The organism is Stieleria maiorica (assembly GCF_008035925.1).
Classification (GTDB): Bacteria; Planctomycetota; Planctomycetia; order Pirellulales; family Pirellulaceae; genus Stieleria; species Stieleria maiorica.
The window spans coordinates 4,760,929-4,773,065 of sequence record NZ_CP036264.1; the positions used below are offsets into that span (position 1 = coordinate 4,760,929).

Below are 12,137 nucleotides of genomic sequence, written 5' to 3' on the forward strand. Positions count from 1 at the left end.
GACAGGCGGTTCCGCGTCCTGTTGATTTAATCGTTTTCGATGAAAGAATAGGACAACACGAGGCCCGAAGCACTGGCGAGTGGATCTGCCCCACCCCTTGTTAGCGCTGCGGGCTGGTAAATCAACAGCCCGTTCGAGGACCGGTGAGGGAGACGCGGGACGATCGACGAGCAGGCGGCGATGACCAAAACAAGATTGACCGACCGAGCACTTCAGGAGCACCTTCCCGACTGGGGTGTGCTGGTTTTGGAAAGTCACCATTCGCCGCAATTCACGATGGATTGGCGCGAGCATTCGTTTTTGAAGCTGGTTTACGTCCTCCGCGGCCGCGGGGTGCTGGAGTTTCAGGACCGTGTCCACCATTTCAATTCGGGAGACCTGTTGATCGTCCCGCCACGGGTGGCCAACCGGATCACCGACGCCCCAGACGCGGCGAGCAGTTTGTATATCGGTTGCGTCGATCCACGGTTGTTCGACTTTGACGATCAGCTGATCGGCCGACTGCGTTCCGGTCTGGTTGCCGCCAACCCTTACTTTTCCAACCGTGTGGCAACTCAACTTCGGCGGATGCGACACCAACAAGCCAGCACCGATCCGACGCGGCCGATTGCGATGGTCGCCGCCGCCCTTCGAATTATCGAATGGGTGTTGCAATTGGAGCAGGTGTCGGCCCGGTCGGACCATTCACGTGGTCGGCGTCACAACGACCGTGAGATCATGGAAGATTACGTCGCACGACTGGCCACCGAGTTCTACGAAGCGTCCACGATCGACGCCGCCGCGGCCTCGCTGGGACTGACCCGCCGCGTTTTCACCAAGCTGTTTCAAGAGGTCACCGGATCGACTTGGCTGACGCATGTCCGCCGACTTGCCATTAACCACGCCAAACACCAACTGGCACAGACCAATCTGTCGATTACGTCCGTTGCCTTCGAGTGCGGCTTCAACGACTTGTCGACGTTTTATCGCCAATTCAAGTCGCAAGTGGGAGTCTCGCCCAAGAGCTATCGGCAATCGATTTCAGCGGAATAGTGGCTCCGATGGCCGCTGGGGCGCGAAGTCGCGCGATTTCGCACCTCGCCCCCCCTTGTTCCCGGGCTCCGCCTGGGAACGGGAACCAATAGAGGCTCCGCCTCTGGGAATTCGCCGTGTGTGGCAGGAGCCACCGCTGCAGCGCGTTCCCAGGCGGAGCCTGGGAACGAGGCTTGGGGGGGACGTCTGCAGACAACCGATCTCGATTTCAGAGGCGAAAAACCGCACGATCGCCGGCGTTGGGGTATAACTGGGCGATGAGTTTCCCCCAATTTGGTTGAGAGGACATTATGCCTGTGATTGTGAACGTGATCCCCGACGCGTCGGTCCTTGCCGCGAAACCACTTGATCGGCGAACCGGTCTCGGAAAGACGTTTGCATTGATCGCGCTGGGCCTTTCGTCCTTCGGTTTCCTTGCGACCTTGCACGCGTCCCCCAGTCATGCTGACGACCCGGTGTTTTCTGGACCGCAGGCGGGCGAATTGCTGCCACCGCTGAAACTTCGCGGCGTTTACGACGACGCTTCCGGCAAAGAGTTCGACCCGGTCGCCCAGGCCGACGGGAAACCGATCCTATTGGTTTTTGTGCATAAACTCACCCGCCCCGGCCTTGGCCTGGCTCGCGGACTGACAAACTATGCCAAGACGCTCGACGAGCCGCCGCATGAAGCCGCCATCGTTTGGCTGCATGACGATCAAGCCGAAGCCGAAGCCTACCTGACTCGGGCACGCCCATCATTGAACTTACAGGTCCCGGTCGGGATCTCGGTCGATGGCGGCGAAGGACCGGGGGCCTACGGCCTGAATCGCAACGTCGAACTGACCGTCCTGGTCGCCAAAGACAACAAAGTCGTCGCCAATTTCGCGCTCATTCAACCGTCGCTGACCGACGGCGTAAAGATTGCCGGCGAGTTCGCCAAAGCACTCGGCAAGGCACCGCCGACCGCGGAAGAACTGCAAAAGGCCGCCTACCCGGGGAGGGACGGAAAGATGCGACGGCGAATGCGGGCGCGGGAGTAAGTTTGAAGTTCGAAATGTTGAGTGCGTTGTCAGCGTTTGATCATGTCGAGGCGAAAGGTTGTTGAAGATGAGCCGCATGTGCTGTCTATCCATGCTGTTGATCATGATTGCCGGCCAGGCGAGATTTGGACGTGCCGCTGATGACGCGGGAGCCACCGTCGGTTCTCAACCGGCGATCGATTTCGACACGCAAATCGTTCCTGTGCTGACGCGGTTTGGTTGCAACGCCGGGGCCTGCCATGGGGCTGCGATCGGGCGCGGCGGGTTCAGCCTGTCGCTGTTCGGATCGCGGCCGGCCGATGATCACATCGCGATCGCGCAAGAATTGGAGGGCCGTCGGGTCAATTTGCACACTCCCTCGCAAAGCGTGTTGCTGCGCAAGGCGACCGAATCGATCGAACACGGTGGCGGGGAGCGGTTCGACGATTCGTCACCTGCCTATGCAATGCTCAAGCAGTGGGTCGCCCAAGGCGGCAAACGTCTGCAGCTTCGACGTCTGACGGAGCTGCATGTGACTCCATCCAATGCCTTGCTCCAAGACGTAGGCGATTCGGTCACCGTCGTGGTGATCGCGCGGTTCGACGACGGATCACAGCAAGACGTGACCTCGATGACATCGCTGTCGTGTGACGATCCCGAATCGGTGTCCATCGACCGCGCATCGAATCGATTGACGGTCCATCGACGTGGCGAGCACCTGGTGATTGCCCGCTACCTGAACCGGGTCCACGCGATCGGCCTGGGGGTTCCGTTGGGCAGCAACGAGATTGATTCGGTGACGGAATCGGCCGACGGAAATGAAGGGACTCTGGTCGATCGATTCATTGATCAGAAGCTGCAACAGTTGCGTCTTCCCGCTTCGCCCCAAGCCGACGATCATGAATTCGCGCGACGCGTTTGGTTGGATCTCACCGGCCACCTTCCCCCGGTCGCCCAACTCGATGCGTTCGTTGCCGATCGATCGAAAGACAAACGCGGTCGCCTGATCGATCGACTGTTGGAAACGGATCAGTTCGCGGCCTACTGGGCGCTCAAGTGGGCCAATCTGCTGGGGATCGACAGCAAGTCACTGCAACGCGAAGGCAGCAAGGCCTATCACGAGTGGTTGGTCGAGTCGTTCGGCCAGGACCGGCCATGGAACGAATCCGCCCTGGCGATGTTGACCGCCAGCGGCGACGGCTATGTTGATGGCAGCGTTAACTTTCTGCGCAGCGGCAACGGGCCCGACGCTTTGGCGGAACTGGCAACGCGTGTGATGATGGGCGTGCGGCTGCGCTGTGCCAATTGCCATGATCATCCGCTGGATCGGTGGACCCAAGACGACTATCACGGTTTGGCCGCCATCTTTGCAAAACTGGATCGCGGTCGATTCGTCCAGACGTCCCAGCGGGGCGAAGTCACTCACCCGCTGACCGGACAGCCCGCGACAGCCCGCATTCCCGGCACCCGCGACCTTGTCTCCGGTGAGGACGGCCGAGTCGCGTTCGCCCGCTGGGTGACCGATCCGTCCAACGAATACTTTGCCCGTGCGGCGGTCAATCGCATTTGGGCCCAATTGATGGGACGCGGCTTGATCGATCCGGTCGATGACATTCGTGCGACCAATCCCGCCAGCCATCCCGAATTGCTGGATGCGTTGGCACGACAGTTCGCCGAAAACCGATTCCGATTCCGTGCGGTCATTCGCCTGATCTGCAACAGCCAGGCCTACGGGAGAACGTCCCAAACGACTCCCGAAAACGTCGCAGATTCGGTCTATTATTCGCATTTCATCAGCCGCGGGCTGGAGGCGGAGGTGGTGGCCGATCTGATCGGGGACGTGACCGGCGTGGACATTCAATACGGAACGGAGGAGTCTCGTGATGCGATTCGTTTGACCGACAATCGAATCATGTCGGAAACCCTGGACGTCCTGGGTCGATGCGATCGAGAAGCGGCTTGTGAAAGCCCACCGCTGGGATCGGGGTCATTGTCCCAAGTCCTTCATTTCCTTAACGGCGATCTACTCAACCGGCGACTGGATGCCAGTCAGGGAAACTTGACCAGATGGTTGCAGAGCGAAACTGACGACTTCAAACTGATTGAAACGCTTTACAAACACACCTTGTCCCGGCCGCCGACCGAGTCAGAAAGGGTGTTCTGGTCACGCCAAGTGGAATCGGCGACCGAAGCCGCCAGCACAACGGAAGCCGGCAGCCGCTGGCGAGATGCCGAATCGCGGCGAGCGTTTTTCGCCGATGTCTTCTGGGGCTTATTGACCAGCGAGACGTTCCGGACCAACCACTAACGAGTCATAGTCGCGAGCTTCATCCGATGAAGAAACTTTCAAACCGCCGGGGACCATTTGATTTTGACCGTCGCCAGCTGCTGCACGTCGGCGGTTTGTCAGCGCTGGGGATCGGTGTCAGTGATTGGTTGATGGCTCGGCAAGCCGTCGCCGAAACACAACCAGCCAGGCAAACCGAGCGAACCGCCACGGCCCAATCGTGCATTCTGATCTGGCTCGATGGCGGGCCCAGCCATCTGGACCTGTTTGATCTCAAGCCCAACGCCCCGACGGAGATCCGCGGGCCGTTTTCACCGATCGCGACCAACGTCAGCGGCATCGAAATCTGCGAACAATTGCCGCGGACGGCACAGTTGATGGACAAGGTCGCGTTGGTGCGATCGGTGACATCGCCCTTGGGGGAACACAATTTCGCCAGCCACTATTTGCTGACCGGATACAAACCGACTCGGGCGCTGACCTATCCCGGCATGCCATCGGTCCAGAAGTACCTGCTGCCCGACGGCACCGCGATTCCGACCAACATCGCGATCGCGAAACCCAACGCGATGATCGGCAGTGGCTACCTGCCCGATTCGACCATGCCGTTCATCGTCCAGGGCGATCCCTCGCGTCCCGATTTTCGGGTCAAGGATCTGCAATTGCGTGACGGCATGACCGGTTCCAGATTGATTCGTCGGCGTCAGTTTCGAAGTGCGGTCGACGAACTCGCGCGTCAGAGCGAAGAACACTTGGCGAACTCTGGATCAACCGATTCGGCGTTCGACCAGGCGTTCCGGTTGGTTCAATCATCCGCCGCACGAACGGCGTTCGACCTGCAACAAGAATCCCAGGCAGATCGAAACCGATATGGTCGGCACTTGGTCGGCCAGGGCTGCCTGATGGCCAGACGCTTGGTCGAAGCGGGAGCGAAATTCGTGACCGTGACCGACCGCGGATGGGACACCCACGAAGACATCTACTTGCGGCTGAAGGAAGGCTTCACCGGTGGCACGGCGGGAAAAATCCCGAAACTCGATCAAGCCTATTCCGCATTGCTGAGTGACTTGTCCGATCGCGGGTTGCTCGATTCCACCCTGGTGATCTTGATGGGGGAATTCGGGCGAACCCCGAAATTAAATCCGCGTGGCGGACGCGATCACTGGCCCGGAGCATTTAGCGTCGCCTTGGCCGGCGGGGGCACGATCGGCGGGCAAGTGATCGGCCGCAGTGATGCCCACGGCGAACGTCCGGCCGAGCGACCGATCAGCCCTGCGGATCTGGTCCGCACGATCTACCGCATGATCGGAATCGACGGCGCTACCGAACTGAACACCTCCGACGGGCGTCCCGTTCAGGTCAACCGCGACGGAAGCGTCATCGGCGAATTGATCGGATGAATCAATGAGCGAAATTCAAAAAGCGGAGTTGTTTCGGTTGCTCGCCGGAAACTGGAGTGGCACCTGTCGGACTTGGTTTGAGCCCGATGAACTGGCAGACGAATCCAAGGTGGCCTGTGAGTTTCGGCTCATTCTCGGTGGGGCATTTCTGCGACACACCTACCAAGGAGCAATGCAGGGAAAGCCGCGCCGCGGGGAAGAATTGATCTCCCGCAACGCAATCACCCAGGCATTTCAAGTCGCTTGGATCGACAGCTTCCACATGGGAGACGCGATCATGTTCTCACAAGGTGATGCGACCGACGACGGGTTTGAAGTGCTGGGACACTATGATGTTGCCAAGGGCACGCCACCATGGGGGTGGAGAACCCGTTTCCAGAAGGTTAGCTCGGACGAATTGACGATCGTCGCGTACAACGTCACCCCCGATGGCAATGAAGCCAAGGCCGTCGAAACCGTTTATCGTCGGGGATAGGCCGCGGTTAGGTGGAAAAAGCTTTTGCATCCAGTGGCCGAGGGGGGCGGTTCGGGGCGTTTGAGTGCATCTGGTCGACCACCCGAATCCGCGGGCGATTTGGAAAGAACGGGGAGGGATTTTTTGGCGGGATCGGTTAAACTTGACGGCTCTTGTAGGGGTTTTCGCACACTCACATGAACGGAGCGACGTGATTCGTTTTCTATCCATCATTCTGTGCTGTTCGCTGGGATTTGGGCTCCAGGCCCGCGCCGGCGATGGCTCGGTCCCGCCGGTCGATTTCAACCGCGATGTGCGACCGATTTTCAACCAGCACTGTGTGGCCTGCCACGGGGGCGTCAAGCAAGCCGGGGGGCTGAGTTTCGTCTACAGCGACAGCGTGCTGGATCTGATCGACCCGGGAAGCTGGGAGGATTCCTATTTGCTCGAGCGGGTGTTGCTTCCCGTCGATGACGACGAGCACATGCCGCCGATCGAGCACGGACGGGCACTCAACGAGGCCGAGATCGATGTACTGAAACGCTGGATCGACGGCGGCGGCGAGTGGGGAAAACACTGGGCCTTTCTCGTCCCCGAACTCGGCGAGGTGCCCGAGATCGACTCCGATGACTGGTCGCGGACGCGAACCGATCGCTTCGTCCTGGACAAAATGAAGCAGCACGGTTTGTCGCCGCAGGTCGAAGCGGCGCCGGAAAAATGGCTACGAAGAGCATCCTTGGATCTGATCGGTTTGCCGCCGACCCCCGACCAAGTCGACGCCTTCTTGCTGCGAGTCAGCCGCGACGGCGAAGACGCCTACCGAGCCGCGACCGAGGACCTGCTGGCATCGCCCGCATTCGGCGAACGCTGGGCCAGCGTTTGGCTGGACGTCATTCGCTATGCCGATTCGCGCGGCTTGGGGATCGATGGCCGCCGGACGATTTGGCAATTTCGTGATTGGGTGATCCGGGCATTCAATGACGACATGCCCTACGACGCGTTCACGGTGCGCCAATTGGCCGGCGACCTGCTGCCGGACCGAACACTCGATGACCTGCTGGCCACGGCGTGTCACCGCACCACGCAGACCAACGAAGAAGGCGGAACCGACGACGAAACCTTCCGCACCGAAGCGGTGATGGACCGCGTCAACACCACCTGGCAAGCCTGGCAAGGCCTCTCGTTCGGGTGCGTGCAATGCCACTCCCACCCCTACGATCCGATCGAACACAAGGAATACTACGAGTTCCTGGCGTTCTTCAATAACACCGCCGACAGCGATCTCGGCAACGACTTGCCCACGCTGGCGGTTCCCGCCGATCCCGGTCAATACGACCACGCGTTTCAGTTGGACCAACAGGCCGATGCGCTTTGGCAGGCCGAATGGCAACTCGCTCGAGCGTTGGTCCGCGACGACCAGAACTGGAAACCGATTTCCGACCTGCAGTTGTCGACCAACAACAACACCCGTGTGGTGGCAAAGACGGTCGACGGCATCGAAGAATACCAAACCACCGGAACGGTCCAAACCAAAACCCGGGTTCACATCAACGCCGGCATCGACCAATCGATCGATCAAATCACGGCACTGCGGTTCACCGGGTTCCCCGAAGACCAGCAGCAAGCGTTGGTAGATTCGGAGTGGGGATTCATCGTGTCGCACCTGACCGCCAAACTGGTGTCGGCCGATGGAACGGAAACGGAGATTCAGTTTCAAAAGGTGATCTCCGACGAACCCCATCCGTTGCTGGACCCCGACGAAAGTCTGAATGCCAAATCGACCCAGGGCTTCGGTCCCTATTCGCGAATCCATCACCCCCGCAGCGGCGCGTTCTTGGCCGATCCGCCCGTTTCGGTCAAGGCGGGCGACCGTCTGAAAATGGAGATCGTATTTAATGATGTTGAACTAGGCGCGTTTCCGTTGATCGCCCACCGCGGTCGAATCGCGGTTAGTGATTCGGCAGGATTCACCGAGTGGTTGACCGCCCCGGCTCGGGTGGCGGCACGCGATAAGATCGCTGCGTTACGCAACCAGCGGTCCAAGATCCGTTCGATCAACACGCCGATCTTTCTGGAGCGGTTTTCGGAGTTTGCTCGCCCGTCACGCGTCTTTGACCGGGGCAACCAGATGACGAAAACGGATCCGGTCGCCCCGGCGATCCCACAGTTTCTGGCATCGTCATCGGCCGAATCGTCATCGTCAGAATCGAAAGCCACCCTCACACGGCTGGACATGGCCCGGTGGTTGGTCAGCCCCGAGAACCCGCTCACCGCTCGCGTCGCCGTCAACCGATTTTGGGCACAGTTGTTCGGGACCGGGATCGTCGAAACGCAAGAAGATTTCGGCATCGCGGGAGCCCCGCCGACGCACCCCGAGTTGCTCGATGATTTGGCGGTGCGTTTCCGCACCGAGATGGGCTGGAGCGTGAAAACGCTGCTGCGCGAACTGGTGCTCAGCGCGACCTATCGGCAACGCGGTCAGACCGATTCCCAGCGACAACAAATCGATCCATCGGGTCAATGGCTCAGTCGTGGGCCGCGGATCCGATTGCCTGCCGAGACGATACGCGATCAGGCGTTGTTCATCGCCGGGCTGTTGAGCGACAAACGATTCGGCCCCCCGGTGCATCCGCCGATTCCCGAAGGCGTCTGGAATCCCTTCCAGGGCGGCGACAAATGGGCGACCGTGGGCAAGGACGATCCGGACCGATATCGGCGAACCGTTTACACCTACACCAAACGGACGATTCCGTATCCGATGATGGCTTCGTTCGACGCGCCCTCGCGGGAGTTCTGTTCGGTTCGACGTCTGCCGTCCAACACGCCGACCCAGGCGTTGATGACGCTGAACGATGCCACGTTCGTCGAGGCGGCCGAGGCCTTTGCCGGTCGCATGATCGCGGCCGACGATGCGCTCGAGAAACAATTGCGATACGGGTTCCGCTTGGCGACCTGTCGCCTGCCCGAGAAAGCGGAATTGGACGCGATTACTGAACTGTATCACTCGGTGCTGAAGCTGGATGCCGGGGAAAAGCCTGCCGCAGAGCAGCCCACCGGAGAAGATTCCGCCGAGGCAAAGGGCGATGCTCACGCCGCCATGACGACGGTCGCGAGCGTCCTACTGAATTTGGATGAGGTGCTAACGAAATGAGTGGTATGGAACAACGACTTGTCAGCGAAGCCGCCCGGCGGACGCTGGACTTTGAAACACGACGGCATTTTCTGAAACAGTCCGCGACCGGATTGGGCGCCGCTTGGCTGGCCAGCCAAGCCGGCGGCGGAAACGTCGGAGCAACGTCCATTGGCGGGCCCCCGATCGCGGCCAAGGCCAAACGCGTGATCTTTCTGCACATGATCGGCGCGCCCAGCCAACTGGAATTATTTGATCACAAACCGGCGTTGGAAAAGGTCGACGGCAAGGACTGTCCGGCCGAGTATCTCGAGGGCAGCCAATTCGCGTTCATCCAGGGCACGCCCAAGATGCTCGGCCCCCGTTACCCGTTTCAGCAACACGGCGACTGTGGAGCTTGGGTGTCCGACCGCCTGCCCCATTTTTCCAAAGTCGTCGACAAGGTTTGCTTCGTCAAATCGATGCAGACCGACCAGTTCAATCACGGACCGGCACAGCTGATGGTCCATTGCGGCCAGTCCCGCGTCGGATACCCATCAATCGGTTCCTGGGTGACCTGGGGATTGGGATCGGACAACGAAGACTTGCCGGGCTTTATCGTCCTGCTTTCCGGCGGCCGCCAACCACGGGTCGGAAAAGCCCTGTGGAGCAGCGGGTTCCTGCCCTCGGTCTATCAAGGCGTGCAATGCCGTTCCAAAGGCGATCCCGTCTTGAACGTCTCCAACCCCCAGGGAGTCTCACGCGACCAGCGGCGGATGGCGCTCGACACGCTGGATCGATTGAACCAGCTGAATTACGAAACGTTCGGCGACCCGGAAACGTTGACGCGGATGAAGCAATACGAGCTGGCGTTCCGAATGCAGACCGCCGTGCCCGACGCGATGGACATCAGCCAAGAAACCAAGCAGACCCACGAGGAATACGGCACCGAACCGGGCAAAGAATCATTCGCCAACAATTGTTTGCTGGCCCGTCGTCTGGCCGAGCGCGGCGTGCGATTCATTCAATTGTTTGACTGGGGCTGGGACTCGCACGGAACCAACGAAGGTGAATCGCTGGGGAAAGGCTTGAGCCGAAAATGTGAGCAAGTCGATCGTCCAATGACGGCGCTGCTGAAGGATCTGGAACGCCGCGGCATGTTGGAGGACACCTTGGTGATCTGGAGCGGCGAATTTGGTCGGACTTCGATGGCGGAAAACCGCGGCGGCCAGAAAACTCGATTCCACGGCCGCGATCACAATCCCAACGCCTTTACCCTGTGGATGGCCGGCGGCGGGATTCAGCCGGGGCTGACCTACGGCGAGACCGACGAACTGGGTTACCAGATCGCCGAATCACCGGTGCATTTGCGCGACTTCCATGCGACGTTGCAACATCTGTTGGGCATCGACCACCGCAAGATGGTGTTCCCGTTCCAAGGGCTGGACCAAAAGCTGACCGGTGTCAAACCGGCGCGAGTGGTCGAAGAGATCTTGGCCTAGATGTACCTATTGGCCCCGTTGAGCTCCCCTTGCTGAAAATCATTCCGCGACGGATGGTCGACTCACGGTAGCCAGCGGGCGACCAAGCACGCGTGACATCCGCCGAATCGCGCAAGCGTTCGGGCCCCAGCGTCTATGAAGGCCCAGCGTCTATGGGAGGCCCAGCGTCTATGGCAGGCCCAGCGTCGATGGAGGCCCGTAGGCTGGCGCCAAACGGCTGATCCCAAGCGGGTTTCGCGGAATCGAAAACGCCAAACTCCTATGGCCGAAGACGAGAACGAATCGACTGATTTTGCGGTGGTTCAGAATTCAAGCGAAATCACTCCGCGATGGATGGTCGACTCACGGCAGCCATCGGGCGACGAAACACGCGTGACATCAGCCGATTCGCGCAAGCGTTCGGGCCCCAGCGTCTATGGGAGGCCCAGCGTCTATGGAGGCCCGTAGGCTGGCGCCAAACGGCTGATCCCAAGCGGGTTTCGCGGAATCGAAAACGCCAAACTCCTATGGCCGAAGACGAGAACGAATCGACTGATTTTGCGCAGCCCAGGCTCCGCCTGGGGCTGGCGTGGTGCGTGTGGCGGGAGCCACACATGCAGTGCGTTGCCAGGCAGCGTCTTGGAACGAGACAGACAGGCGATGGCGGACCGGCGACGCGTGCCGACTACCCGTTGGAATCTCCGGCGTTCTCGCCGATGACGCCATGTTTGTGACGAACGATTTCGCCTTCGACCAGGTAGATGGTTTCCTCGGCAAGGTTCTCCGCCAGATCACCGATGCGTTCCAACAGCCGAGAGGCACTGAAGCAGTGAAGGCCCGGTTCCAGCAGGGAAACATCCGCCTTCATTAACTCCTGAAGGTGCTGGATGATTTCGCGGTTCTGTTGATCAACGGCTTCATCCATCTTGATGACTTCCACCGCCATCTTGGCGTTGTGTGTGACGAACGCATCCAATGCACGCCGCACCATCCGAATGGTGACGTCCACCATTTCGTTCATCTGTTCGGGGACGGTGAAGGAGGAGAATTCCGAAATGGCTTTGGCGCGTTCGGCGATATTGCAGGCGGTGTCCGCCATCCGTTCCAATTCGCCGTTGACTTTGACGACCGTGATCAGCCAGCGCATGTCGGCGGCAACCGGCTGGTGCAAGGCCAACAGTTTCAGACACTCCTCTTCGATCTTGACATCATTAAGGTCGACGCCGTCATCGCTTTGGATGACGCGTTGCGCGAAATCCATGCGTCCCTCGACGAGTGCGCGAACCGCCAACTGGATCATTTGCTCCACGACGGTGCACTGGTCAACGAGCTGTTCGCGAAGACCTTCAAGTTCTCGCTGGAGGTGTTTTGACATC

8 protein-coding genes are annotated in these 12,137 nt (G+C 59.9%); 7 read left to right on the top strand and 1 reads right to left on the bottom strand.

Going from position 1 to position 12,137, the window contains the following annotated elements; all coding sequences use genetic code 11:
* Positions 1–180 precede the first annotated feature (180 nt).
* From Mal15_RS16155 to Mal15_RS16185, 7 genes are all read left to right on the top strand, one after another.
* A complete protein-coding gene (locus Mal15_RS16155) occupies positions 181–1,032 on the top strand; it encodes a helix-turn-helix transcriptional regulator (RefSeq protein ID WP_147868710.1) in 852 nt (283 codons plus the stop codon).
* Positions 1,033–1,322: 290 nt separating this feature from the next.
* Positions 1,323–2,051, top strand: a complete 729-nt coding sequence (locus tag Mal15_RS16160) for a hypothetical protein (protein WP_147868711.1) — start codon at positions 1,323–1,325, stop codon at positions 2,049–2,051.
* A gap of 76 nt (positions 2,052–2,127) precedes the next feature.
* Positions 2,128–4,338, top strand: a complete 2,211-nt coding sequence (locus tag Mal15_RS16165) for a DUF1549 and DUF1553 domain-containing protein (protein WP_167546853.1) — start codon at positions 2,128–2,130, stop codon at positions 4,336–4,338.
* A 26-nt stretch (positions 4,339–4,364) separates the two neighbouring features.
* Entirely contained in the window at positions 4,365–5,717 is a 1,353-nt protein-coding gene (locus Mal15_RS16170) for a DUF1501 domain-containing protein (RefSeq protein WP_147868713.1), read from the top strand.
* Between the two features lie 4 nt (positions 5,718–5,721).
* A complete protein-coding gene (locus tag Mal15_RS16175) occupies positions 5,722–6,192 on the top strand; it encodes a DUF1579 domain-containing protein (protein ID WP_233903489.1) in 471 nt (156 codons plus the stop codon).
* Between the two features lie 190 nt (positions 6,193–6,382).
* Positions 6,383–9,322, top strand: coding sequence for a PSD1 and planctomycete cytochrome C domain-containing protein (locus Mal15_RS16180; protein ID WP_147868714.1), 2,940 nt, complete (start codon positions 6,383–6,385; stop codon positions 9,320–9,322).
* Positions 9,323–9,327: 5 nt separating this feature from the next.
* Positions 9,328–10,782, top strand: a complete 1,455-nt coding sequence (locus Mal15_RS16185; RefSeq protein ID WP_147868715.1) for a DUF1501 domain-containing protein — start codon at positions 9,328–9,330, stop codon at positions 10,780–10,782.
* Positions 10,783–11,446: 664 nt separating this feature from the next.
* On the opposite strand, the gene phoU is transcribed toward Mal15_RS16185, so the two are convergent.
* Complete coding sequence (phoU, locus tag Mal15_RS16190) at positions 11,447–12,136, bottom strand: phosphate signaling complex protein PhoU (RefSeq protein ID WP_199773877.1); 690 nt, start codon at positions 12,134–12,136, stop codon at positions 11,447–11,449.
* Between the last annotated feature and the right edge of the window lies 1 nt (position 12,137).

Excerpts from the sequence above, each read along its gene's own strand:
- Mal15_RS16170 (WP_147868713.1), top strand. The coding sequence starts at position 4,365 with ATGAAGAAACTTTCAAACCGCCGGGGACCATTTGATTTTGACCGTCGC.
- Mal15_RS16160 (WP_147868711.1), top strand. The coding sequence starts at position 1,323 with ATGCCTGTGATTGTGAACGTGATCCCCGACGCGTCGGTCCTTGCCGCG.
- Mal15_RS16165 (WP_167546853.1), top strand. The coding sequence starts at position 2,128 with ATGTGCTGTCTATCCATGCTGTTGATCATGATTGCCGGCCAGGCGAGA.
- Mal15_RS16185 (WP_147868715.1), top strand. The coding sequence starts at position 9,328 with ATGGAACAACGACTTGTCAGCGAAGCCGCCCGGCGGACGCTGGACTTT.
- phoU (WP_199773877.1), bottom strand. The coding sequence starts at position 12,136 with ATGTCAAAACACCTCCAGCGAGAACTTGAAGGTCTTCGCGAACAGCTC.
- Mal15_RS16155 (WP_147868710.1), top strand. The coding sequence starts at position 181 with ATGACCAAAACAAGATTGACCGACCGAGCACTTCAGGAGCACCTTCCC.
- Mal15_RS16175 (WP_233903489.1), top strand. The coding sequence starts at position 5,722 with ATGAGCGAAATTCAAAAAGCGGAGTTGTTTCGGTTGCTCGCCGGAAAC.